The sequence below is a fragment of the Alcanivorax quisquiliarum genome (assembly GCF_023051175.1).
GTDB lineage: Bacteria > Pseudomonadota > Gammaproteobacteria > Pseudomonadales > Alcanivoracaceae > Isoalcanivorax > Isoalcanivorax quisquiliarum.
The window spans coordinates 32,417-55,097 of the sequence record NZ_JALKII010000002.1 but is presented as its reverse complement, the minus strand read 5'-3'; the positions used below and the strand labels follow the sequence as shown (position 1 = coordinate 55,097).

Annotated in this window: 22 protein-coding genes; 16 read left to right on the top strand and 6 right to left on the bottom strand. The window is 60.7% G+C overall.

What is annotated here, in order from left to right; genetic code table 11:
• The 9 genes from MU846_RS03290 to MU846_RS03250 all read left to right on the top strand — a co-directional run bounded on the left by MU846_RS03290 (position 1) and on the right by MU846_RS03250 (position 7,513).
• Entirely contained in the window at positions 1-912 is a 912-nt protein-coding gene (locus MU846_RS03290) for a bile acid:sodium symporter family protein (protein WP_246948404.1), read from the top strand.
• Positions 909-1,847: an SDR family oxidoreductase gene (locus MU846_RS03285; protein WP_246948402.1), complete on the top strand. Its 939-nt coding sequence runs from the start codon at positions 909-911 to the stop codon at positions 1,845-1,847. Before MU846_RS03290 ends, MU846_RS03285 begins: the two co-directional genes overlap by 4 nt.
• Complete coding sequence (locus MU846_RS03280; RefSeq protein ID WP_246948400.1) at positions 1,844-2,632, top strand: SDR family NAD(P)-dependent oxidoreductase; 789 nt, start codon at positions 1,844-1,846, stop codon at positions 2,630-2,632. The genes MU846_RS03285 and MU846_RS03280 overlap by 4 nt, the downstream gene beginning before the upstream one ends.
• Positions 2,632-3,366 (top strand): sulfite exporter TauE/SafE family protein, encoded by a 735-nt coding sequence (locus tag MU846_RS03275; RefSeq protein WP_246950149.1) that lies wholly within the window; start codon positions 2,632-2,634, stop codon positions 3,364-3,366. Before MU846_RS03280 ends, MU846_RS03275 begins: the two co-directional genes overlap by 1 nt.
• A 51-nt stretch (positions 3,367-3,417) precedes the next feature.
• On the top strand, positions 3,418-3,750 hold the full coding sequence (locus tag MU846_RS03270; RefSeq protein WP_246948398.1) for a hypothetical protein: 333 nt from the start codon (positions 3,418-3,420) through the stop codon (positions 3,748-3,750).
• A 112-nt stretch (positions 3,751-3,862) separates the two neighbouring features.
• On the top strand, positions 3,863-4,453 hold the full coding sequence (locus tag MU846_RS03265; protein WP_246948396.1) for a GNAT family N-acetyltransferase: 591 nt from the start codon (positions 3,863-3,865) through the stop codon (positions 4,451-4,453).
• A gap of 90 nt (positions 4,454-4,543) precedes the next feature.
• Positions 4,544-5,098 (top strand): glutathione peroxidase, encoded by a 555-nt coding sequence (locus MU846_RS03260; RefSeq protein WP_246948394.1) that lies wholly within the window; start codon positions 4,544-4,546, stop codon positions 5,096-5,098.
• A 181-nt stretch (positions 5,099-5,279) separates the two neighbouring features.
• On the top strand, positions 5,280-6,203 hold the full coding sequence (locus MU846_RS03255) for an aldo/keto reductase (protein ID WP_246948392.1): 924 nt from the start codon (positions 5,280-5,282) through the stop codon (positions 6,201-6,203).
• Positions 6,204-6,205: 2 nt separating this feature from the next.
• On the top strand, positions 6,206-7,513 hold the full coding sequence (locus tag MU846_RS03250) for an NTP/NDP exchange transporter (RefSeq protein ID WP_246948390.1): 1,308 nt from the start codon (positions 6,206-6,208) through the stop codon (positions 7,511-7,513).
• A 145-nt stretch (positions 7,514-7,658) separates the two neighbouring features.
• Here the strand turns inward: MU846_RS03250 and MU846_RS03245 are convergent, their stop codons facing one another.
• Positions 7,659-8,018 carry a hypothetical protein gene (locus MU846_RS03245; protein ID WP_246948388.1) on the bottom strand — a complete coding sequence of 120 codons (360 nt, stop codon included), beginning with the start codon at positions 8,016-8,018 and terminating at the stop codon, positions 7,659-7,661.
• A 137-nt stretch (positions 8,019-8,155) separates the two neighbouring features.
• Positions 8,156-9,529: a membrane-bound lytic murein transglycosylase MltF gene (mltF, locus tag MU846_RS03240; protein ID WP_246948386.1), complete on the bottom strand. Its 1,374-nt coding sequence runs from the start codon at positions 9,527-9,529 to the stop codon at positions 8,156-8,158.
• Positions 9,530-9,750: 221 nt separating this feature from the next.
• Here mltF and MU846_RS03235 point away from each other — a divergent pair, with 221 nt between their 5' ends.
• Positions 9,751-10,017 (top strand): Kazal-type serine protease inhibitor family protein, encoded by a 267-nt coding sequence (locus MU846_RS03235; protein ID WP_246948384.1) that lies wholly within the window; start codon positions 9,751-9,753, stop codon positions 10,015-10,017.
• A gap of 235 nt (positions 10,018-10,252) precedes the next feature.
• Here the strand turns inward: MU846_RS03235 and MU846_RS03230 are convergent, their stop codons facing one another.
• On the bottom strand, positions 10,253-13,351 hold the full coding sequence (locus MU846_RS03230; RefSeq protein ID WP_246948376.1) for a penicillin acylase family protein: 3,099 nt from the start codon (positions 13,349-13,351) through the stop codon (positions 10,253-10,255).
• A 432-nt stretch (positions 13,352-13,783) separates the two neighbouring features.
• On the bottom strand, positions 13,784-15,229 hold the full coding sequence (gene pyk / locus MU846_RS03225; protein WP_246948374.1) for a pyruvate kinase: 1,446 nt from the start codon (positions 15,227-15,229) through the stop codon (positions 13,784-13,786).
• A gap of 185 nt (positions 15,230-15,414) precedes the next feature.
• On the opposite strand from pyk, the gene ribA reads away from it, so the two are divergent.
• Complete coding sequence (gene ribA / locus MU846_RS03220) at positions 15,415-16,047, top strand: GTP cyclohydrolase II (RefSeq protein ID WP_246948372.1); 633 nt, start codon at positions 15,415-15,417, stop codon at positions 16,045-16,047.
• 151 nt (positions 16,048-16,198) lie between these two features.
• On the opposite strand, the gene MU846_RS03215 is transcribed toward ribA, so the two are convergent.
• The gene (locus tag MU846_RS03215; protein ID WP_246948370.1) at positions 16,199-16,987 is read right to left on the bottom strand and encodes an alpha/beta fold hydrolase; all 789 of its coding nucleotides are present in this window, start codon (positions 16,985-16,987) and stop codon (positions 16,199-16,201) included.
• A gap of 182 nt (positions 16,988-17,169) precedes the next feature.
• Positions 17,170-18,072 (bottom strand): LysR family transcriptional regulator, encoded by a 903-nt coding sequence (locus tag MU846_RS03210; protein ID WP_246948368.1) that lies wholly within the window; start codon positions 18,070-18,072, stop codon positions 17,170-17,172.
• A gap of 109 nt (positions 18,073-18,181) precedes the next feature.
• On the opposite strand from MU846_RS03210, the gene MU846_RS03205 reads away from it, so the two are divergent.
• From MU846_RS03205 to benB, 5 genes are all read left to right on the top strand, one after another.
• Complete coding sequence (locus MU846_RS03205) at positions 18,182-19,300, top strand: muconate/chloromuconate family cycloisomerase (RefSeq protein ID WP_246948366.1); 1,119 nt, start codon at positions 18,182-18,184, stop codon at positions 19,298-19,300.
• A 66-nt stretch (positions 19,301-19,366) separates the two neighbouring features.
• A complete protein-coding gene (catC, locus tag MU846_RS03200; protein ID WP_246948364.1) occupies positions 19,367-19,657 on the top strand; it encodes a muconolactone Delta-isomerase in 291 nt (96 codons plus the stop codon).
• Between the two features lie 108 nt (positions 19,658-19,765).
• Entirely contained in the window at positions 19,766-20,710 is a 945-nt protein-coding gene (catA, locus tag MU846_RS03195; RefSeq protein WP_246948362.1) for a catechol 1,2-dioxygenase, read from the top strand.
• Between the two features lie 96 nt (positions 20,711-20,806).
• Positions 20,807-22,183, top strand: coding sequence for a Rieske 2Fe-2S domain-containing protein (locus MU846_RS03190; protein WP_246948360.1), 1,377 nt, complete (start codon positions 20,807-20,809; stop codon positions 22,181-22,183).
• Positions 22,180-22,671 (top strand): benzoate 1,2-dioxygenase small subunit, encoded by a 492-nt coding sequence (gene benB / locus MU846_RS03185; protein WP_246948358.1) that lies wholly within the window; start codon positions 22,180-22,182, stop codon positions 22,669-22,671. The genes MU846_RS03190 and benB overlap by 4 nt, the downstream gene beginning before the upstream one ends.
• Positions 22,672-22,681 lie beyond the last annotated feature (10 nt).

Here is a 22,681-nt window from a genome sequence, read left to right as displayed (position 1 = left end):
ATGTCAGGGCCGATACCGATCAACTTTGATCCCGGCAGCCTGATTGCGTTGAACGTCATCATGGCCTGCATGATGTTTGGCGTCTCGCTGACACTGCGCGTGGATGATTTTCGCCGTGTTCTGGTGGCGCCGGTTGCGCCGGGCGTCGGCATGGTCGCGCAGTTCCTGTTGCTGCCGTCGCTGACTTGCCTGGTGACTTGGCTATTGAATATCGATGCGGAGCTGGCGCTAGGCATGATCCTGGTGGCGGCCTGCCCCGGTGGTGTGTTTTCCAATGTGCTGACCTGGATGGCGCGTGGCAGCGTGGCGGTGTCTGTCAGTATGTCCGCTATTTCAAGCCTCGCCGCCACGGTGCTGACACCGCTCAACTTTGCCCTCTACGGCTATCTCAATCCGAACACACGGGAGCTGCTTACAGCCATCTCGCTGGACCCGCTCAATATCCTGATTCTGGTCGTGCTGGTGTTGGCTATTCCGATGTTACTGGGCATGTGGGCGGGCAGCCGCTTCCCCCGCTTTGCCGAGCGTAGCGAGCGGCCGTTGCGCACTATCGCGATCGCCGTGTTTCTGGGCTTCGTCGGTATCGCCTTTGGTAACAATGTCGAGCTGTTCACCTCCCGTTTCCATACATTTTTCTGGCTGGTCGTTATTCATAACCTGCTCGCGCTTTCACTGGGCTATGTGCTGGCGAGGCTGACACGCCTGCCGGATGCGGACAAGCGCGCCGTGACGCTGGAAATCGGTATCCAGAACTCGGGGCTGGGGCTGGTCATTTTATTCACGTTCTTCCCCGAGGCCGGCAGCATGATGCTCATTACCGCATTCTGGGGAGTGTGGCATCTGGTGAGCGGGCTGACAGTGGCGCTGTTCTGGTCGCGCAAGGCGATCGTCCCGGCACAGGAGGGGGCATGAAGAAGCGAATTCTGATTACCGGGGCTGCGGGCTATGTGGGCAGCTTGCTGGGGCGCCGTCTGGCGCAGGATTTCCATGTGGCAGGTGCCGACATCCGGGGCCGTGATGATGTGCCGTTCCCGATTCACCTGCTGGATGTGCGCGATGCGGCGCTCCAGCGGTTGATGGAGGCGGAGGAAATTACCCATGTCGTGCATCTTGCCTCCGTGCTCGAAGCCAGCGGTGATCGCGAGCGCGATTACGATATTGATGTGAATGGCACTCGTAACGTGATGTTGTGCGCGGTACGCGCGGGCGTGTCCCACGTGACGCTCGCAAGCTCGGGCGCTGCATACGGCTACCATGCAGATAACCCGGCCTGGATCGATGAGCAGGATGCGTTGCGAGGCAACCCCGAGTTCGCCTACTCGGATCACAAGCGGCTGGTGGAGGAAATGCTCGCCGAGTTTCGTCACGAGTACCCGCAGCTTGCACAACTGGTGTTTCGGCCGGGCACGATCATCGGTGCGCAAACACGCAATCTGATTACCGCATTGTTCGCTCGCCGCCGGCTGCTGGCGATCCAGGGCAGTGATTCGCCGTTTGTCTTTATCTGGGACGAGGACGTGATCCGGGCCATGGAGCATGGCATCCGCGAGAGCATCGCTGGTATCTACAATATGGCCGGTGACGGCGCCTTGACGATTTACCAGATTGCGGAAGTGCTGGGTAAACCAGTGCTGACTTTGCCGCCCTCGGTATTGCGCGCCGCACTGTGGTTGGGCAAAAAAAGCGGCCTTGGGCGCTACGGCCCGGAGCAAATCAATTTTCTTCGCTACCGGCCAGTGCTGAGCAATCGCAGATTGAAGGAAGAGTTTGGTTATCAGCCGGAAAAAACATCGGCCCAGGCGTTTGCATATTACGTTGAGCATGCACGAGCGCGGGGCGATTTATGAGCGCAATTCTTATTACCGGCGCAGCCGGCGGGCTCGGCTGGGCATTGGCGAAGGTCTTTCACCGGCACGGTGAAAATATTGTGCTGGCAGACTTGAACGCTGCCGCCCTGGCAGAGCGGGTTGCACAGTTGGGCACGCCAGAGCGTGTTGCCGCACTGGCGGGCGATATCGCGGATAGCACGCACCAGGCGGCGCTGGTGACGCTGGCGCGAGAGCGCTTCGGCGGCGTGCGGGTGTTGATCAACAATGCCGGCATCACCCACCGTTCACTGTTGAAAAAAACCGAGATGCGCGTGCTCTCGCAGGTTATGCGCGTTGATTGGGAGGCGCCGCTGGCGCTTGCCCTGCAATGCCTGCCTGATCTGCGCCGGGGGCAAGGCGGGATCATCAATATCGGCTCCATGGCCGGCTGGATGCCGGTGCTCGGCCGTGCCGCGTATTGTGCAGCAAAAAGTGCGCTGGCGCAGTCGTTTGAGGTGTTGCGCTGTGAAGAGCAGCGCCACGGCGTGCATGTGCTGATGGCCTATCCGAGCTTTCTGGATACACCCATCGAGCAACATGCACTGGGTTTTGACGGGCAGCCGGCGCGGCATGCGCGTTCGATGGTGGGGAAGATGAAGAGTGCCGAATGGATGGCCGAGCGTATCCATGCTGCCTGGCTGGCCCGTCGCAAGCGCGTCTACTCGGATAGGCTAGCGGTTTTCGGCAGCTTGCTATGGCGCATCGCGCCGGATCTTTATTTGCGCATCATGATGAAAAAATTTGCCGTGGAGCTTGAGCAGTGATGGAACCCTGGCTGTGGCTTGGCCTGTTTATTCTGGTGGCTTACACGGTCGAGGCGGTCACCGGCTTTGGCAGTATCGTGATCGCCCTTTCGCTGGGCACATTGATGCTGCCCATGAGCGAGGTGCTCGTGGTGCTGGTGCCGTTGAATATCTTCATGAGCGGCTACCTCACCCTGCGGCACCGGCGTTTCATTCACAAGCCAACGTTGCTGCGCGTGATCCTGCCGCTAATGGCCGCAGGCACACTGGCCGGCTATCTGTTACGGCCGGCGCTGGGCGACACGGTGAGCAAGATGCTGTTCGGTGCGCTGATCATCTGGTTTGCCTCGCGAGAGCTGTGGCTGATGTGGCGCGCACAGGCCCGTGAGGCTCACCCGCGCTGGCTGACCCGGCTATTGGTTGGGGGCGCCGGCGTCACCCATGGCCTGTTTGCTTCCGGCGGCCCTCTGCTGGTGTATGCGCTGGCGGGTGCCTCGCTGGACAAGGCGCGCTTTCGGGCCACGCTGGTGTGCGTCTGGTTCTGCCTTAACTCACTGCTGACGCTGGTGTTTCTGCTGGATGGCAGCCTGCTGCCGGCGTTGCCGCGGGTGCTGTGGTACATGCCATTGCTGGTGGCCGGTGTGGTGCTGGGTGAATGGCTGCATCGGCATACAAATGAACAGCGCTTTCGCCAGATTGTCTACGTGTTGCTGCTGTTTACCGGCGCCAGCCTGATTGTTGCAGGCAGCCGATAACTGTTCATACGATCAGTGTTTTGCTAGGCTGGGGGCAGTCGGAGGTGCCCCATGCCCGAGCAATCAGCTTTCCCCTGGTCTTCCCTGCCACCCCAGCGGCCGGTGGATACCGCACAGATTCCCGATTGGGATGATCGCAGCCCCACCGGCCTTGCGCGCTGGTGGCACACCATGGCAGCGCGCCGGTTGGCTTTTCACCCTGATGATGCGCCGGAACAAGTGTTCAATTTTGTCGACGGCGCGCCGCTTTTCACGCCAGCAGCGTGCCGCAAGTTGCGCACGGTGCTGGCCGAGATGCTTGCCGAGCACGGCGCCGAGGTGTATCAGGTGGCAGAGCAGGAAGTGCTTGCCGCCATGGGCCGCCAGGAAATCATCAGCCGTTAGCCTCGACAGAATGGTGGGCCGTGGCGCAGCCGAGAGCAGGCGCCGGCCTGATTCGCGTCTGGCTGTTGCTACCTCCATAATGCGTATTCATTCCCCACAGGCTTTTCGCGCTATGACCGAAGTAATTCTGAAACCCGTGTCCGGTGACGCCATCCTCCCCTGGCTGGATGCTGTGGCGCGCCTGCGCATTCAGGTGTTCAAAGAGTGGCCGTATTTGTACGAAGGCTCGGAGCACTACGAGCGGGATTACCTCAGGCGCTATGCCGCATCGCCGCAAAGCCTGATAGTGCTGGCGCTGGATGCCGGCCGAGTGGTGGGCGCAGCCAGCGGCTTGCCGGTGAGCGATGCCGATGATGCCTTTCAGATCCCGTTTCTGGGGCAGGGCGTGGCACCCGAAACGGTATTCTATTTTGGTGAATCGGTGCTGGAGAAGCCCTATCGCGGCCGGGGCCTGGGGCACCGCTTCTTTGACGAACGGGAAGCCTTTGCCGCCGCGCACGGTTATCCCGTCACCACGTTCTGTGCGGTGCAGCGCCCGGCCGATCATCCTCTGCGGCCGGCAGATTACCGGGCGCTGGACACGCTTTGGCTGGCACGCGGATACCAGCGCCAGCCGCACCTGACGACCTACTTTCCCTGGCAGGATATCGGGGATGATAATGAAACCATGAAACCCATGATGTTCTGGACGCGCGGCTTATAGTGGGTTGCCTGTCAGTGGGTTGCCCGCCACCGCCTGCGCCGCCAGCCCGAACCGATAGGTGGCCTGCTGTGGCCGCCACAGGAGAAAACCATGCGCGTTGCCCTGCTGATACTGTTTCTGGCGCCGTTCGCTGCCGCCACTGCTGATACCGAGTGCCCGCTGCCGCTGCAACACACACTGCAAAAGCTCAACTCATCCGAGACGGTGAACCTTTGCCAGTTTGGTGGCCAGCCGCTGCTGGTGGTGAATACCGCCAGCCACTGTGGTTTCACGCGCCAGTTCGAGGGGCTGCAAACGCTATACAGTGATTATCATGAGCGCGGCCTCAACGTACTCGGCGTCCCCTCCAACGATTTTCGGCAGGAAGCACGGGACGAGGAAAAGACCGCCAGCGTCTGCTATCTGGATTACGGCGTGACCTTCACCATGACATCACCGCAGCGAGTGCGTGGCCGCGCCGCGCATCCGCTGTTTCGCTACCTTGCGGAAGAAAGCGGCAGCGCACCGCGCTGGAATTTCTACAAATACCTGCTGGATGCGGATGGCAACGTAGTGGATGTTTTCTCCAGCCGCGTCGAGCCGGATGATGCGCGGCTGATCGAGGCAATCGAGCGCGTATTGCCGGGGGTTGCGGTAGAAAATTAGCGGGCCAGCGTGGCAAATCCTCTTTTTATGCCATGCTGATGTTGAACCGTGAACTACGGACTACCGCACTTTCCGTGTGCTCCCCTCCAGGCGTCACACCTCGTGCGAATAAACATTAGCGCTGCGGCCGCATCCGGTTAGGATAGGGAAAACCTTGTTCCACACGCAAAGGAGCGCACCGATGCTGACCCGCCGCCGTTTTCTGCACACCACTCTGGCTACTGCTGCCGGGCTTGCCCTGGCATCCCGCGCCAGCATGTCTTTTGCCGACGATGCTGGCGGCGAGTTGCTCAAGCGGGCAATCCCTTCCACCGGCGAGCTGCTGCCGGTGATCGGTGCCGGCACCTCCGGCAGCTTCGAGGCGGCGCCGGGCACGGCGAAGTTCGAGGGCCTGAAAGAAGTGCTGCGGATCTTCTTTGAAAGCGGCGCCACGGTGTTCGATACCGCGCCCAATTATGCCGGCGCCGATGCGGTGCTGGGCCAGCTGCTGGCTGAAGGGGGCTGGCGCGATCAGTGTTTTCTGGCGACCAAGATCGCCGCCGATACCCGCGAAGCGGCCGAAGCGCAGTGGGCGGAATCGTTGCGCCGCTTGCGCACGGATCGTGTGGAGCTGCTGTTTGTGCATAACCTGCGCCAGTGGCAGATTCAGCTGCCTTATGCACGCGAATTGAAAGAGCAGGGCAAAACGCGCTACGTCGGTGTGACACATTACCTCGACAGCGGCCTGCCGGAGCTTGAGCGGGTAATGCGCAGCGAGCCATTGGATTTCATTCAGATTCATTATTCGGTAAATGCCCCGGCCGCCGCCGAGACGGTCTTGCCGCTGGCGAAGGAGAAAGGCATCGCAGTGCTGATCAACCGGGCGTTTGATGATGGCCGGCTGTTTGCCGGCGTGAAAGACACGCCGTTGCCTGATTGGGCGGGCGAGGTGGGCGTTACGTCCTGGGCGCAGATGTTTCTCAAGTTTGCCATCAGCCACCCGGCCGTCACCACCGTGATCCCGGCCACCAGCCGCCCCGATCGCCAGGCGGATCAATTGCAGGCCGGGCGCGGGCCGCTGCTCAGCGCAGTGCAACAACAGGCGCTGGTGCGGATGTTCCGCTGACGATGGCGGCACACCCGGCCGCGCAAGCGCTAATGCGGCTAGTCACGCGGCTGTTCAATGTGGAAGCCCGCGAAGCCCCGCCTGTGGCGGCGGGGCTGTCGATGTTTTTCCTGCTGTTCACGGCTTATTTCATGCTGCGCCCGGTGCGCGAAACCATGGGCATTGCGGGTGGCGTGCAAAACCTCCAATGGTTGTTCACCGGTACTTTTTTGGCAACGTTGGCAGCGCTGCCGTTGTTCGGCTGGCTTGCCTCGCGTGTGGAACGGCGTCTGTTGTTGCCGTGGGCGTACGTTTTTTTTGTGTTCAATCTGGTGCTGTTTGCGCTGGCTTTTTTGCAGCGGCCGGACGATCCCTGGATTGCTCGCGGTTTTTATATCTGGCTCTCGGTATTCAACCTGCTGGCCATTTCGCTGGCCTGGAGTGCGCTTGCCGATGTGCTGGCGCCGTCGCAGGCGAAGCGGCTGTTCGGTCTGATTGCAGGTGGCGCAAGCTTTGGCGGCCTGGCCGGGCCGATCCTGGGTGCCTTGCTGGTGGCGCCGTTGGGGCATGCTGGGCTGGTGTTGGTGTCGGCGGTGTTGCTGTTGTTGAGTGCGGTCGCGGCAAGCTGGCTTTATCGCTGGCGTGATCGACATCCCCAGCCGGCTGCCCCGGTGGCTGGGGAGTGGCGCCAGCCGCTGGGCGGCAATCCATTTGCCGGTGCGACGCAAATGCTGCGCTCACCCTATCTGCTGGGCATCGCACTGTTCGTGATCTTGCTCGCCAGTGTGAGCACCTTTTTATATTTTGAGCAGGCGCGATTGGTGGAGGCGCACTTTGCGGACCGCACCCGGCAAACACAGGTGTTCGGGCTGATCGATACCGTGGTACAGGGGCTGGCGATCCTGACTCAGCTGTTCATCACCGGCCGGGTGGCGCAAAAGCTTGGGGTGGGGGTGTTGCTGGTGGCGGTGCCGCTGGTGGTTGCGGCCGGGTTCTTGTGGTTGGCGCTGGCGCCGGTGTTTGCCGTGTTCGTGGTGGTGATGGTGGTGCGCCGGGCGGGCGAATATGCGTTTGTGCGGCCGGGCCGTGAAATGCTGTACACGGTGTTGCCGGCGGAGCAGAAGTACAAAGCCAAAAATTTCATTGATACGGTGATCTATCGAGGTGGCGATGCGGTGAGCGGTTGGGTCAAGCGCGGCCTGGATCTGCTGGAAAGCCTGCCGTCGCTGGCGATGCTGATTGGCGCCGGGATAGCACTGGGCTGGGCGGCCACGGGCATGGGCCTGAGCGTTGCCCGGCAGCGGCGCGAGACGCTGACGAAGCAGGAATGAAGCATAGATGGAGCACAGATGAAGCAGGGGGCGTTAACGAGAAAGCTGCGTGGGCCAGCGGCGAAGCGCCGAGCCCGTCCTGAAACCCTGAAGCTCTGAAGCCCCTGAAGCCCCTGAAGCCCCGAGAAGAGCGCCGTGCGGTGCGTTATGCCGGCTGATGCAATCGGGGTTGCTGGCGTAGTTCGTCGCGCAGGATGGCCAGCGCGTGATAGACCGGCGCGGCATGTTCGGCGCGGAGTTGGCCGGGTGTGGCAAAGTGCTCTGCCGCCAGCTGGCTGGCCAGCGCGTCCAGCTCGGCATCGCTGCTGTCGGCGTGCAGTGTTGCCACGCCAATCTGGTAAGCCACCACGTCATCGGCCAGAAACGGCGATGTGACGGGCTCGCCTTGGCTGTCTATCGCCAGTGCGTGGTCATCGAGCCAGTGTTCCACCTGCGTGGCGAGTTGGGGCCGAGCGGCGCCAGCCGGACGCGTGTGTGAGGGGCGAGAAGCCAGTAGTTGTGTCATGGTTGGGTGTACAGTCGTAAGCACGTTTGTGCCAACCATGCAGGATGCAGTCGCTGCTGTCGCTACCTGTAGCGTGCACAAATGTAAAATATTGTATGACTGTGCCAGTCGGCACTGGCATCGTGGCGCCGCCTGCGCTATTGAGCGGCAAAATGCATCGCCAGCTGTTGCATCAGAATTTCCTCGTAATTGCGGATGCGGCGTACATATTGCACGGGCTCGCTGCCACGGGCGTAGCCGAACCGCAAGGTGCGGTAATACTCCGGTTGCGACAGCAGCGGCAGCACAGTACGCAGATCCAGCCAGCTATCCGGGTTGCGGCCCAGCCGCTGCGCCAGCGCCCGCGCATCATGAACATGGCCCAGGCCGACGTTGTAAGCCGCCAGCGCGATCCAGGTGCGGTGCGGTTCTTCGATGCTGTCAGGCAGGCGCTCGCGCAGGTTGGCCAGATAGCGGGCGCCGCCAAGAATGCTTTGCTCCGGATCAAGCCGATTGGTCACACCCACCTCGCTGGCTGTGCGCAGTGTGAGCATCATGATGCCGCGCACGCCGGTGGGGCTGCGGGCAGCCGGGTCCCAGTGGGATTCCTGATATGCCTGCGCGGCCAGTAGCGACCAATCAAGGTCGTACTGCTCTGCGGCGGCACGAAACATCGGCTCGTAATCCGGCAGCTGCTCCTGGATACGGCGAACAAAACGTGCCACATCGACATAATCGAACACTTCCACATGCGCAAAATAACGCGCTGCGATTTCGGTAACGAAAGCGGCTTCGTTGGCTTGCTGGTACCACTCATCCATGGCCGTGGCCAGTTCGTGTGCGCCTTTGGGTGCCAGCCAGGAGAGCAGCTCGGGTGTGTTCAGGGGAAACATGATGACCAGCTCGGGAAAGTAGCGCCGGTTGATGGCAACGATATTGGAATCGGCCACGGTGCAATCGATGTGCTCCTCCCAGACCTGCTGCAACAATTGCTCGGTGGACGAGGTATCGTCGGAGCGCCACGTTAGCCCGGGCTGTTCGGTTTGTTGCAAATGTTGCAGCCGGGCTTCGTAACTGGAGCCGGCGGTCACCACCAGCGAGACGTCCGCCAGCGCCTGCAAATCTCGCGGCAACGGCCCGCCACGGCGGCAGATCACCTGTTGCTCCACCTCGTAATAACCGGGGCCGAATTCGAATCGCTCGGCGCGGCTTTCAAGTCGCGACAGGCCGGCGGCGGCCATATGTGCCTTGCCGGCGGCCAGTGCGTCCTGAATATCGGTGATGCTGTCCAGCGTCACGAAGCGCGCCGGCACGCCAAGGTAGTGCGCAAAATCCGTGGCGAGATCGTATTCAAAACCGGTCGGCATATCGTCGCGATCAATGAAATAGGTTGTCGGCGCGTTGCGCGTCAATACGACCAGCTCGCCGTGCGCGCGGATGCCCTCCGGTGATGCATCCAGCGGCGTGTGTCTGTCGCAGGCGGAAAGCAATATGGCCAGCAGGATAGCGGCCCCTGACAGGATGCGCGGCATATTTTTCTGTTCCCCCAAAGCAGCTCTTGTTATTCGGCACGTTGCGTTTGAATCTGCGGCTCGTGACGGCTCCTCCCGGTTATCTGCCTCGCTGCGATCCAGTGTACCCTGTGCGCAGGGTGCCGAGGCAAGTTGTACCGGACTTGTCTGTCCGGCTGTCTCTCGGCTTGCCTCTCGGGTTGGCCAGCGCAAGCGCGCTGCTATGAATACAGGAGTCGGATATGAAACAGAAAGGATGGATCGGATTGGCAGCAGCGCTACTGCTGGCGGCGCTCTCGGGTTGCCAGGCCGCTCCAGTATTACCCAGCGGCGCCATAGCCTGTGGTGACAAGCCCAAGGCGCCGCCCGAGCGGGTCATGTGTCCAATGATCCATGATCCGGTGTGTGGTTTCGATCAGCAGGGGCAGCCGCTGGCGGAATACGGCAACAATTGCCAGGCGTGTGCGCAGCCGGTGGTCATGTCGTATCGGCGGGGTAGCTGTTCGTGATTTTTCAGCCCTTGTTGCGAGCGGCAGGCGGCCCGTTTTTATTTTCTTGAGTCGTCGGGATATGCCGGGATTGGGCCAGCAAATCGAGCAGGTTGTCCGGCCACCACAGCGCGGCAATAGCGGCTGAAACGGTTGCTGCTCTATGTGAACCAGTGTGTGAGACAAGCGTGTGAGATAAGCGTGAGTGCGTGCCTGCTGGCGCCGTGTCGAGCGCCGGCAGGCACGCCATGCCAGGCTAACGGGCGGACGTAAATTCTACCGCCTGCTGAAATGTCGGCCTGTTCTGCCAGTGCGTGGCGCGCACGCCGGCCAAGCCGATGGCGCGGTGTTGAACGCTGTCTTGCAGCATGTTCACGCGCCAGTTGTCGCGCTCTGCAATGCCGCCGAGATCGGCCAGTGCGTTATCCAGGCTGGCGAGCAGTTGCGTGCGGCAATTCTGCGGCTGTTCATCGCCGGCACAACGCAGTGCGCGATAGGGCGCGGTGCTGTCGTGCATTGCCATTTCCAGCACGCGGCGCAGGTAGCCGTAGTAGCCCTGCTGATAAGCCGAGCCCATGGCACCGGGTGCGTTGTCGCGGCCAACCGGCGCCAGGCCGGCACGTTCCAGAGGCAGTACCTGCGGCAGCAATGCTTCGATCATGTGCGGATACCAGGCATCCATCAACGCCACCGCCTGTTCCTGATCGTAGCGGCCATCGTTGTCGCGATCACGGCGCGGGGCGCCCAGCTCGATCCATTCTTCCATCAGCGTCAGCGCTTCGTTCTGCTCTGAAGTGAGTGCGCCCTGTTGTAACAGCGCGAGAGCGGTGGGCACAATTTCCTGACCGCGCAGGTCGGTAACGGCGGCATCGGCCATGGCTTCTGTCAGCTGCGCCAGGGTGACGTTGCCTGCGCTGACCAACGCTTCAAGCCGCACATCAAGCATATCGTTGCGATGCACCAGCTGATAACTGGCATTGTCATCGGCCGACCACCAGCCCGGCGCCGGGCGGTTGTTCCAGCTGGCCAGATAGCCCCGGGCAGGGTTGGTTTCCTGTGGGTGCTCTTCCAGGCTCAGAAAACCGTTCCAGTCGTAGCGGCCATCACCCCAGGATGGCAGATCGGGGTGCACGCCTTCGGCGCGCCTGGGATATTGCCCGGCGTGAATGAAGCTGATGTCCTGATGATCGATATAGAACCAGTTGAAGCTGCCGGTGGTGGCATTGAATACTTCGCGAAAGCTTTGCTCGTCGAATACATCGTTGCGTGTTGCGCGCAAGAAAGGCAGCGCGGTGTCCAGCTCGGCGAAATAGGTGCTGCGCTGGCTGGCCAGTGCTACAGGCTGCCCGTCAACGGTGGCAAAACCGATCACCGGGCCGTAGATCGGGCTGCGAATAACATGGCGGCTTACTTTTACGCTCTGCCCTGTGGCAAGCGGGTCGTCGCCTGGCACGGCGATGTTCCAGCGTGCGCTCCATTCATCTTCGATCACATCAAATGGCTGGCACTGGCCATGGTGGTAATGTCCGTTGCCGATACTGCCGTCGCCGACGGCGCACAGTGGCAGCACACGGATGTCGGTCAGATCGGAGTTGCCGGAGGTGGCACTCCAGGCAAAATCCGGGCCGCGCCCGATCACCACATAAGGCAGGCCGGTGAAAGTCATGCCGCGAGTGTGCAGATCGCCGCCGTGCACGGCCATTTCCAGCAGCAGCTGCGGCACAAAATAGCTGGTCTGCGGGCCGAATACGGCCAACGGATGGCCGCTGGCGGTGTGTTCGGCATTGATCAGCAAGGCGTTGGACATGGTGGCCGGGAAGCCCTCGCGCAATTGCGACAAGCTGTCCAGTGCCGCCAGTGCGCTATCGCGCGCCTGATAGGCCAGCGATATGTCGAGCGCCGCAAGCGTAACGGGTGCTTCGGTGCTGGCCAGCATGGTGTCGATGGGGGTGCCGGCGGGGGCGCCGTCCGGCCGGAACGGAATGATGATATCGCTGGCATCGGAGAGCGATAACAATCCGCGCAGCAGCTCCAGCGTACTGTTGATGATTGCCTCAACCACGCCGGTGGCCGGCAGGGCCGGTAGTGCGCCGGCCAGACCAGGGCACTCAGCTTGCCCCGGCCGGCCACAGGGCTCGGTGACCAATGGCTGGTGCGCGACAAAGCTGCCGGCGTCGAACATCACGGCGCCGGGGTAGTGCGCGGCAAAACCGTTGCTGAGCGGGCAGGCGCTTTCATCAATGTGCGGGGGGGATTGCGTCGCGAATTCCAGCGTAGTGGTAACGGAAGATTCCGGGTCGTTGGCGTGGCGCATATCGCGCCAGAGATCGCACGCCAACTGCTCGTCATTGACGCTTTCGAGCAGTGCCTGAAGTCGCAGCACGTTCTGGTGTTCCGCACCGCCACCGCCAGCGAAAATTCCCTGGATCAGTGTGGCAATGGCAACCACATCTTCGACCACAAACGGCTGCAAGGTCACGCCCAGCCCAACATACTCGATGGGCACCTGCAACAGGCCGCTGCGGGCCTGAATGACATAATGATTCAGCCCGTCCACAAAGGCTGTGGCGTCACGAAAAATCAGTGCGCCGTCGTCGCCAAGCTTGCTGGCGAGCTGGGCGATCTGCATGGTGCGATCGGTCTCACGGTATGGCGCCTGGGCAGCAATATCCATGTCGAAGGAGAAATCAGCCGGGCCCAGAAATTTGGACAACTCACCGCGCCCAGCCCGGCGCAGCACATCAAGCAGAAACAGCCGGTCTTCTGCGGTCACGTAGCCCATGCCGAACAATGCGCTATCGCGGTCAGCACCAAAAATATGCGGCACGCCGAAATCGTCGCGGTGAATGCTGACTTGATAATCGGCAACGTCCAGCGTCAGCTGGCGTGTCCAGTTGCCGGCATCCGGTGCCAGCAGGGGGGCGGGTTTGAAGTAATCGGCCAGTTGGTCGTCGGTCAGGCCGGGTGGGCTGAAGGCAAGGTCTTCATACATGTCGAGCTGGTCGTCGAAATGCGGCTCCTTGAATAGCGCGGGCGCCAGGCCAAGCTCGCTGACGCCGCCGTCAAGCAGCCCGGCAAGCAAATCGCCAAGGCCGGGCACTTCCTGCACCAGATTGCTGATGCCGCCGTTGTCGTCCTGGCCGGGCGGGAGAATATTGAGCACGGTGCCGTGGTCGGCAAAAGGATGGGTTACGGGAACAGGTGTGCGGTGCTCAGGTTGCTCGGGTCCGGGTTGCTCGGGGCCGGGCTCCACGATGGGCGGGGCGCTGGCGGTGCGACTGCTGCCGCCTCCGCCGCAGGCGGCCATTACCAGGCTGCACGCTGACAGCAACACCAGCAGGCTACGTATTCTCATGACAATCTCCCGATTACTTTTTGTTTGTTGTGCGGGTTGTTTGTACGAAAGTACAATTACGAAGGTGCAACTCTGTCATGAGTGATCGGCAAGGGGAGCCGGTGGATACAAAACGAGAATAAAATACTGATCAGTGTCACCCGAGTGCGGAATTTGTTACCGAATGGATGCAGGGGGGTTACGTTCGCGGCTGCCAGTGACGAAGCAGAAGTACCGGGGGCTGCGCGGTCACATAACGTAGCGGCCCTTGCCGAAGGGCTGACAAATCCGCCAAGCACGGTGACTTGTAGCATGGGGGCCGGTGGCGCACTCTGAGGGTGTCACACGATGACCTGTGACAGTCTCCTTATCGATTGGGTTTGTTTGGTTCTTTGCCTGGTGTTTGCGCCGGGTTTGATGCGAGATGCGGCGCCGCCCCATCTCGCTTTTCTTTTAATGAATTGGCTCGCCCACCGTTACGATCTTCAGCGCGTTGGTGCCGCCATGCGCGCGCACATAATCGCCTTTGGTCAGGATCAATCGATCGCCTTTGTGTACCAGGCCAAGCTGCACGAGGCGATTTACGGCCTCGTGATTGACGCAGTCGGGTGACAGGCTGGCGCTGTCGAAGGGGATGGTTTCCACGCCACGATAAATGGCAACCCGGCGCTGCGTGCGCGGATGGGGTGTAAAGGCGAAGATCGGCATGCCGGAGCGAATACGCGACATCAATTGCGGCGTGGCGCCGGTTTCGGTCATGGCAATGATGGCACGCACCCCTTGCAGGTGATTGGCCACATACATCGCTGCCATGGCAATCGATTCATCCACCTGCGAAAAGAATTCGTGCTGGCGGGACGGCGGGTGTGACTGGTAAGTGCGTTCCGCACCGCGAATGATCCGGTGCATGGCGCGCACGGTTTCCTCGGGGAACTGCCCCACGGCGGTTTCTGCGGACAGCATCACTGCATCCGTGCCATCGAGCACGGCGTTGGCGACATCCGATACTTCAGCCCGGGTAGGCTGCGGGCTGTTGATCATCGATTCCATCATTTGCGTCGCAGTGATGACAAAGCGATCCAGCGCTCGGGCGCGCTGGATGATGTGCTTTTGCACGCCGACCAGCTCGGCATCGCCAATTTCCACGGCAAGATCACCCCGTGCCACCATCACGCCGTCCGAGGCGAGAATGATCTGATCGAGGGTTTCATCTTCGGCAACGGCTTCGGCCCGTTCGATCTTGGCGACGATGCCGCCGGCACCGCCAGCGGCGCGGAACAATGCGCGGGTCTCTTCCACATCGCTGGCATCGCGCGGGAAGGACAAGGCAAGGTAATCCACATCCATCTCGGCGGCGGTGACGATATCGGCGCGGTCTTTTTCCGTGAGCGCGCGTGCGCTGAGGCCGCCGCCCTTGCGGTTGATGCCCTTGTTGTCGGAGAGCCGGCCGCCGGCGCGTACCTCACAGTGAATGCGCGGGCCTTCGATTTCCAGAACCCGCAACCGGATCAGGCCGTCATCCAGCAATAGTGAATCGCCGGGGCGGCTGTCCTCGGCCAGTTGCGGATAATCCAGGCCGACCTGCCGGGTGTCGCCAGCATCCCCGGCGAGGGAAGTATCCAGGGTAAAGCGCTGCCCGGTTTCAAGAGTGACGGCGCCGTCGCGAAAGCGGGCAATGCGAATTTTCGGGCCTTGCAGATCAGCCAGGATCGCGACCGTCTTGCGCCGTATTTCGGCCTGACGGCGAATGTGTGCGGCTGTTTCGCGATGGCCGTCTGCCGTGCCGTGGGAGAAATTCAGCCGGAAGACATTGACCCCTGCCTCCATCAAGCAGCCCAGCATGGCCTCCGAGGAAGAAGCAGGGCCGACGGTGGCGACAATTTTGGTGCGTCGGAACATGAGTCGTCCTGATAAGCAAAATGACGGTGCCCGGCACCTTACCATATCCGTTGCGGCCCGGAGTGGCTTTGGTCAAGGCGTGGCAGGGCCGCACGCTGTACAGCAGGGGCTCGTTGTGTGCTGTTTGCGCCGGAGCATGGAAGGCCGGATGATTGCCGGCTCGGACAACAGAGCAGGAGAAGGGTATGGCAGATCTCAAATGGGTGGATTCGGCGCGCTTGCCGACGCGCTGGGGCCTTTTTGAGCTACATGGTTTCGGTGACGAGGACGGCGGCCAGCAAGCTGTGGCGCTGACGATGGGCGAGGTATCTGCCGCGTCCTCACCTGACCAGACACCACTGCTCTGCCGGATTCATTCCGAATGCCTGACGGGGGATGCGTTTGCCAGCCTGCGATGCGATTGTGGCCCGCAGTTGCATCTGGCTCTGGAGACTATTGCGCAGCAGGGAACCGGGCTGTTGATCTATCTGCCGCAGGAAGGCCGAGGCGTCGGGCTGCTCAACAAGGTCAAAGCTTATGCGTTGCAGGATGAGGGGCTGGATACCGTCGATGCGAACCTGCGCCTGGGGCTGCTGGAAGATGCGCGGGAATATTCCATGGCAACTGCCATGCTGCGCCATTTTGGCGTGCGCCGGCTGCGGTTGATGACCAACAATCCCGCCAAGGTCGAGGCGATGGAGCGTGATGGCTTCACGGTCGTGGAGCGCATCCCGTTGCAGGTAGAGGCACACCCCGAAAACGCCGGTTATCTGGCGGCAAAAAAGCTGCGCATGGGGCATCTTTTCGATCCCGAGGGTGAGCCGGATACGGCTGAATAGCACAGCGCATGGCCGCCCCGGTGGCCGCGCACCCGGCGCTGTGCTTTGCTGCATGCGGTTTTCAGGCCGCTTGCAGCGGCATCGGGCTGTTGCTCAGGCAGGCCCAGCGCTTGAGCGATCAGGCCGCAACCCTCTTGGGCCGGCTTCCGGCTCAGGACGACCGCAGCAGTAACGCAGCAAGCTGAGCCGGGCATTCGATCGACGGTACATGGCCGATACCTTCCAGGACTCTCGGCTCAGCAACACCCAGCGCCACAGCCAGGGCGCGCAGGGCGTCAGGCGGGGTGGCGACATCATCGCTGCCGGCGATCAGTTGCGTTGGCGGAACAGTCACATCCTTGAATGCCCCGGTAAAGTCGCTGCGGCCCAGCATCTCGCACAGCAGCGCATAGCTGCGCGCATCGGTGCGGCCGAGTTGCACGCGCCAGCCATCCACCAGCGCGGGCTGCTCGGCGCAGGCACGCGCACCAAACCAGCGGGGCACGATATCGCCGGCCATCGCGGGCAGCCCTTTCTCGTTCGCCATATCGGCACGCTGTTGCCACCCCTCGGCGGTGCCGATCGCGGCGCCGGTGTTGGTCAAGGTGACATGCTCCAGCCGGTGGCTGTGCTGGTAAATGAGGTGCTGGCCGATCACACCGCCGATCGAGGTGCCGGCATAGGCAAACCGCTTGGCACCGGCAAGCGCGGCCAGCGCCAACGCCTCCTGGGCCAGATCTTCCGGCTGGATGGTGGCCGAGGTATCAGGCCAGGCGCTGCTGGCGCCATGGCCGGGCAGATCCCAGGTGATGATGCGGTACTGCGCCAGCAACGCCGGCAACATGTCATCCCAGACCGCCTGGGTCATGCCGAGCGGGTGAGCAAGGATCAGCAGCGGTTTATCAGCATCACCAAGCAGGCGGTAGCTGACAGGGCGGCCGTGAAGAGACAGAAATGCCATGAGGGGCTCCTGGAGTGAGGGCCCGCTGACGAACGCCTGGCTGCGCAGGTCAAAATCTGTCGCGGGCGAGCGCGGGCTTGGCGTGATTGGCGGTGATGAATGCCATATCACGAACAATAGTTCATATTGCGAACATGATTGCCTGTGCCGCAGCGCCCGTCAAGCCTGGGTACTGCGGTGCGTCAGGGGTAGCGGCCGCCAAGGCGGTTCTCGACCAGCTCGGCAAGAATGGTGTTGGTCAGACGCATGATGGCGTTGGGGTTCTCCCCCCGGCGCCGGGAAATAATGACCGGCGTGGTGATATTGTCATCGGCCAACCGCACATACTGCACGCCATCGCGATTCACGCGCTGCACCTGCTCGGGCACCAGCGTAAAACCCATCTCCGAGGCCACCAGAGACAGCGCAGTTTGCAGATCGTTGACCTGCTGGATCACATTCACTTTCAGGCCGCGGCGACGAAACAGGCCATGGGTGATATCAGCGAAATTGGGGCCCGGGCCGGTGGGGAAAACAATCATCGGCACGTCCGCCAGTTGCTCCATCGAGGGTGGCGCACCAGCAAGCGGATGGCCCGCAGGCAGTGCGGCAACCAACGGCTCGTCGAACAGGATTTCCTGCTCCACATCCGGGTCGTCGATGCGTAGCCGGCCAAAGCCGATATCAATACGGCCGGATTTCAGCGCATCTATCTGCTGCCGGGTTTTCAGCTCATGCAGCACGATTTCCAGGTTCTTGTTCTGCCGCAGGCGCCGCACCATCAGCGGCAGCTGGCCGTAAAACACGGACGGCACGAAGCCGATCGAGAACACGGTCTTGCGGCCGAGTGCGATGCGGCGGGTGTCTTCCACCATGGCTTCGATCTTGTCGAGCACCTGCTGCGCTTGCAGCAGGAAATAGGCGCCACCTGAAGTCAGCTCCAGCCCGCGTGGCTTGCGGATGAACAGATCAATGCCGATCTCGTCTTCCAGCTGCTTGATGGCGCGGGTCAGCGGCGGCTGGGCGATAAACAGCTTTTCGGCGGCACGGGTGAAATTGCGCTCTTCGGCCACGGCCACGAAGTACCGCAAGTGTCTCACCTCCATCCATACCTCCTGGGTATCGCTCGTTACTTAATCAGTATTGGTTCAATGTTTCGAAGCTTCGTAACGTTGATGTCACCGCTTCTTCACACTTTGCGAATTCGGAGCAATCATGAGCGCCACCATCGAGTCCGTTGATGCCATTCTGGTGGATATCCCCACCATTCGGCCGCACCAGCTTTCCATGACTACCATGGGAGTTCAGACCATGGTGATCGTTCGCATCAAGGATTCTGACGGACGCGAAGGGCTGGGTGAAGCCACCACCATCGGTGGGCTGGCGTACGGGCCGGAAAGCCCGGAAGGCATCAAACTTACCATTGACCATTACTTCAAGCCACAACTGCTCGGGCAGCCGGCAGATGCGCTCAATACCCTCAGGGTAGCGCTGAACCGCTCCAGCCGTGGCAACAACCTCGCCAAATCTGCCATCGAAACCGCCTTGCTTGATCTGTTCGGCAAGCGGCTCAACCAGCCTTTGGCGGCACTGCTCGGCGGCGCATTGCACACCCATTTGCCGGTGCTGTGGACGCTCGCCAGTGGCGATACCCAGCGTGATATTGACGAGGCAAAGCAACTCATTGCCGAGCGCCGACACTGCGATTTCAAGCTCAAGATCGGCTCGCGTGCGCTGATGGATGATGTGCGCCATGTGGCGGCCATCAAGGCTGCGCTGGGCGATCAGGCAAGCGTGCGTGTGGACGTGAACCAGGCATGGGACGAGGCCACGGCTGCGCGAGGGATGGCCGAGTTGCAGGCGGCCGGTATTGATCTGGTGGAGCAGCCGACGCCGTTGAAAGATTTCTCAGCCCTGGCACGGCTTTCCGCCAAATTTCACATTCCCATCCTGGCGGATGAATCGCTCGCTGATGCCACGGATATGTACAACCTGGCCGCGGCGGGTTTCAGCGGTGCTGTGGCGCTGAAAATCGCCAAGGCGGGCGGGCCGTTGCGGGTGCTCGAACAAGCCGCTGTTGCCCGTGCGGCGGGTATCGGCCTGTACGGCGGCACCATGCTGGAGGGCACCATCGGCACAGCGGCCTCGCTGCACGCCTGGTCGACACTGGAAACACTGCACTGGGGCACGGAAATGTTTGGCCCGTTGCTGATGAAAGATGACATTGTCGTGCAGCCCCTGAAGTTTCACGACAACGGTGTGGAGTTACCCACTGGCCCCGGCCTGGGTATCGAAATCGACGAAGACAAGCTCGCGCGTTACCAGCGCAAGTGAGTCCGGTGGAGTAAGCAGATCCGCCAGCGCAAACGTGGCCATGCGGCCCAAAGTGGAGGCAAGCAGATGCTTTTCAAAGTGGAGATGAAGGTCAACATCCCGTATCAGATGCCCGCCGAGCAAGCAGCAGAGATCAAGGCGCGTGAGAAGGAGTACGCGCAGGAACTGCAACGGCAAGGCAAGTGGCGCCATCTGTGGCGTGTTGCCGGCAGCTATTCCAATGTCAGTATTTTTGATGTGGCCGATAACGCCGAGTTGCAGGACATCATCAGCAACCTGCCGCTGTTTCCCTTCATGGAAATTAGCGTGGCACCGCTATGCCGGCATCCGTCGTCCATTCATGAAGATGATCGATAACAGAACCCTGAACCCCGGCGCCGACCAGAAGTAGAGTGCCGTCTGAAGCTATTGCCAGCTCACATGATATCAGCTGCGCAATAACAATAATGATGAGGAGTACCACCCATGACTGTCAAAACCATGCAAACTGAAGAGGTCAAGGAGCTTCTGGAAAAGGTAGCCGGTTTTCACAAAGAAGGCGGCAATGCCCGAGTGAAGAAGATCCTGCATCGGCTGATGGAAAATATTTATCAGCTGATCGAAGATTTTGACGTGACCCCGGAAGAATTCTGGAGTGCGGTCTACTATATCGGTGAGTTGGGCAAAAACGGCGAAGCATCGTTGTTAGCGCCAGGTCTGGGCCTGGACAAATATCTGGATATCCGTATGGATGCCGAGGATGAGCAAGCCGGTTTGGCAGGGGGCACGCCACGCACCATCGAAGGGCCCCTTTATGTGGCCGGTGCACCCATGGCAGAAGGTTTCGCCAGAATGGATGACGGCACCGACACCGACGCCGATACCATGCTGTTGAAAGGCCAGGTGACAGGCGCAGATGGCAAGCCACTGGCAAATGCTGTTGTAGATGTATGGCATTGCAACAGCAAGGGCAACTATTCCTACTTTGACAAGTCGCAGAGCGATTACAACCTGCGCCGCCGCATCAAGACCGATGAAAATGGCCGGTACAGTGCGTTGTCGATCATTCCATCCGGCTACGGCTGCCCGCCAGAAGGAAGCACGCAGAAGCTGCTGGATCTGCTCGGCCGCCATGGCCGCCGCCCGGCACACATCCACTTCTTTATCTCCGGCCCGGGGCACAAGCATCTGACCACGCAGATCAACCTGGCAGGTGACGAGTACACCTATGATGATTTTGCCTTCGCTACCCGTGACGAGCTGGTGGTGGAGCCGCGTAAAGTGATGCAATCCGAAGAAGCAGCGCGCCACGGGTTTTCCGGCCCTGTTGTCGAAGTCGAGTTCAACTTCCAGCTGGTTTCAACCGATAAATCAGACCTGCAGAAGCGCCACGAGCGCAAACGCGCCCTGGAAGACGAAGCGGCTGCCTGAATATCCCTTGGGCAGCCACTGTGGCTGACGCCGGCCTGCGCAGCAGGCTGGCGTTTGCACACGGTCGATCAATCACAATAAAGCGGAGCGGCGGACATGACACGGCAACTTGATCAGCTGGAGGAAAAAATACGCGGCGCAGTGGAGGTGGACCCGGTCAAGGGGCACTATCGCTGTGATCGCCGTATCTTTACTGACCAGGCGCTGTTCGACCTGGAAATGAAATACATCTTCGAAGGTAACTGGGTATTCCTGGCCCACGAGAGCCAGATTGAAAATCCCGGTGACTATTTCACCACCACCGTCGGCCGACAGCCGGTCGTGGTGACGCGCAGCAAGGATGGCGAGTTGCAGGCATTACTCAATACCTGTTCACACCGTGGCGCCACACTTTGCCGGAAAAAGCGCGGCAACAGAACCTCTTTTACCTGCCCCTTTCACGGTTGGACGTTTCGTAACGATGGCAAGTTGCTGAAGGCGCGTGATCAGAAGAAAGGCGGCTACCCGGATTCATTCAATACCGATGGCTCGCATGACCTCAAGCGCCTGCCGCGTTTTGAAAATTATCGTGGCTTTTTATTTGGCAGCCTGAGCGACGATGTGAAGCCGTTGCAGGAGTACCTGGGCGAAACAACTCGCATCATCGACAACATTGTCGATCAGGCCGAAGACGGCCTGGAAGTGCTGCGCGGCACATCCACCTATACCTACGATGGCAACTGGAAGCTGACCGCCGAGAACGGCGCTGATGGTTATCATGTGGGGACCGTGCACTGGAACTATCTGTCCACCATGGGGCAGCGGGACTACGAAAAAGGCGGCGTTGAGGCAGTCGATGCCAAGAGCTGGTCCAGCGATGGTGGCTTCTACGCCTTCGAGAACGGCCACATGATGCTGTGGACGCGCTTGACCAACCCGCAGGTGCGGCCGGTATTCAACCATCTGGACAGGCTGACGGAAAACTTTGGTGCTGCCCGTGCAGATGCGATCGTCAATACCACCAAGAACCTGTGTGTTTATCCCAACCTGTACCTGATGGATCAATTCTCGACCCAGATTCGGGTGCTGCGTCCGATCTCGCTGAACAAGACCGAAATCACCATTTATTGCTGGGCGCCAAAAAATGAGCCCGCCGATGAACGTGCTCGCCGGATTCGTCAGTACGAAGACTTTTTCAACGTCAGTGGCATGGGCACACCAGACGATCTGGAAGAGTTTCGTGCCTGCCAGGAAGGTTATGAAGCAGAAGGGCTGCGCTGGAACGATATGAGCCGGGGCGCCAGACACTGGCTGGAAGGCCCGGATGAAGCTGCGCAAAGCATCGATCTGAAACCGATCCTCACCGGTATTTTGCCGGAAGACGAGGGGCTTTATGTGACGCACCATCAGTATTGGGTTGAGGAAATGCTGCGTGCCGTGGCTGCAGAGCGTGCGCGCTTCATTGCGCTGGCGCCAGAGGAGGCATCGACATGAGCATCAGCTACGAGGAAATTCAGGCGTTTATTTTCCGCGAAGCAAGGCTGCTGGATGATCGCCAGTGGGACGAATGGCTACAGTGTTATCACGAGAACGTCGTCTACTGGATGCCATGCTGGGATGACGAAGACCGTCTGACCGAAGACCCGCAGACCGAGCTGTCGTTGATCTATTACCCGAACCGGCAGGGCTTGGAAGATCGCATCTATCGGATCAAGACCGAGCGCTCCGGAGCCAGCTCCATGCCGGAGCCGCGCACTACACATCTGCGCGCCAACCTGGAAATTATCGAGCGCGACGGTGATACCGTGCGGCTGCGATACAACTGGCAGACGTGCAGCCAGCGTTACCACAAAACGCAGATGTTTTTTGGCAGCGCGTTTTGCACGCTCGAAGTATCAGGATCGCAGCCTCTTATTACCGAGAAAAAGGTGGTGCTGAACAACGATTACATCAGCCAGGTGATCGATATTTATCATCTGTGACGCTGGGAGA

What these genes read in the sequence shown, in the direction of transcription:
- MU846_RS03290 (WP_246948404.1), top strand. Translation starts at nt 1, where the DNA reads ATGTCAGGGCCGATACCGATCAACTTTGATCCCGGCAGCCTGATTGCG.
- MU846_RS03285 (WP_246948402.1), top strand. Translation starts at nt 909, where the DNA reads ATGAAGAAGCGAATTCTGATTACCGGGGCTGCGGGCTATGTGGGCAGC.
- MU846_RS03280 (WP_246948400.1), top strand. Translation starts at nt 1,844, where the DNA reads ATGAGCGCAATTCTTATTACCGGCGCAGCCGGCGGGCTCGGCTGGGCA.
- MU846_RS03275 (WP_246950149.1), top strand. Translation starts at nt 2,632, where the DNA reads ATGGAACCCTGGCTGTGGCTTGGCCTGTTTATTCTGGTGGCTTACACG.
- MU846_RS03270 (WP_246948398.1), top strand. Translation starts at nt 3,418, where the DNA reads ATGCCCGAGCAATCAGCTTTCCCCTGGTCTTCCCTGCCACCCCAGCGG.
- MU846_RS03265 (WP_246948396.1), top strand. Translation starts at nt 3,863, where the DNA reads ATGACCGAAGTAATTCTGAAACCCGTGTCCGGTGACGCCATCCTCCCC.
- MU846_RS03260 (WP_246948394.1), top strand. Translation starts at nt 4,544, where the DNA reads ATGCGCGTTGCCCTGCTGATACTGTTTCTGGCGCCGTTCGCTGCCGCC.
- MU846_RS03255 (WP_246948392.1), top strand. Translation starts at nt 5,280, where the DNA reads ATGCTGACCCGCCGCCGTTTTCTGCACACCACTCTGGCTACTGCTGCC.
- MU846_RS03250 (WP_246948390.1), top strand. Translation starts at nt 6,206, where the DNA reads ATGGCGGCACACCCGGCCGCGCAAGCGCTAATGCGGCTAGTCACGCGG.
- MU846_RS03245 (WP_246948388.1), bottom strand. Translation starts at nt 8,018, where the DNA reads ATGACACAACTACTGGCTTCTCGCCCCTCACACACGCGTCCGGCTGGC.
- mltF (WP_246948386.1), bottom strand. Translation starts at nt 9,529, where the DNA reads ATGCCGCGCATCCTGTCAGGGGCCGCTATCCTGCTGGCCATATTGCTT.
- MU846_RS03235 (WP_246948384.1), top strand. Translation starts at nt 9,751, where the DNA reads ATGAAACAGAAAGGATGGATCGGATTGGCAGCAGCGCTACTGCTGGCG.
- MU846_RS03230 (WP_246948376.1), bottom strand. Translation starts at nt 13,351, where the DNA reads ATGAGAATACGTAGCCTGCTGGTGTTGCTGTCAGCGTGCAGCCTGGTA.
- pyk (WP_246948374.1), bottom strand. Translation starts at nt 15,229, where the DNA reads ATGTTCCGACGCACCAAAATTGTCGCCACCGTCGGCCCTGCTTCTTCC.
- ribA (WP_246948372.1), top strand. Translation starts at nt 15,415, where the DNA reads ATGGCAGATCTCAAATGGGTGGATTCGGCGCGCTTGCCGACGCGCTGG.
- MU846_RS03215 (WP_246948370.1), bottom strand. Translation starts at nt 16,987, where the DNA reads ATGGCATTTCTGTCTCTTCACGGCCGCCCTGTCAGCTACCGCCTGCTT.
- MU846_RS03210 (WP_246948368.1), bottom strand. Translation starts at nt 18,072, where the DNA reads ATGGAGGTGAGACACTTGCGGTACTTCGTGGCCGTGGCCGAAGAGCGC.
- MU846_RS03205 (WP_246948366.1), top strand. Translation starts at nt 18,182, where the DNA reads ATGAGCGCCACCATCGAGTCCGTTGATGCCATTCTGGTGGATATCCCC.
- catC (WP_246948364.1), top strand. Translation starts at nt 19,367, where the DNA reads ATGCTTTTCAAAGTGGAGATGAAGGTCAACATCCCGTATCAGATGCCC.
- catA (WP_246948362.1), top strand. Translation starts at nt 19,766, where the DNA reads ATGACTGTCAAAACCATGCAAACTGAAGAGGTCAAGGAGCTTCTGGAA.
- MU846_RS03190 (WP_246948360.1), top strand. Translation starts at nt 20,807, where the DNA reads ATGACACGGCAACTTGATCAGCTGGAGGAAAAAATACGCGGCGCAGTG.
- benB (WP_246948358.1), top strand. Translation starts at nt 22,180, where the DNA reads ATGAGCATCAGCTACGAGGAAATTCAGGCGTTTATTTTCCGCGAAGCA.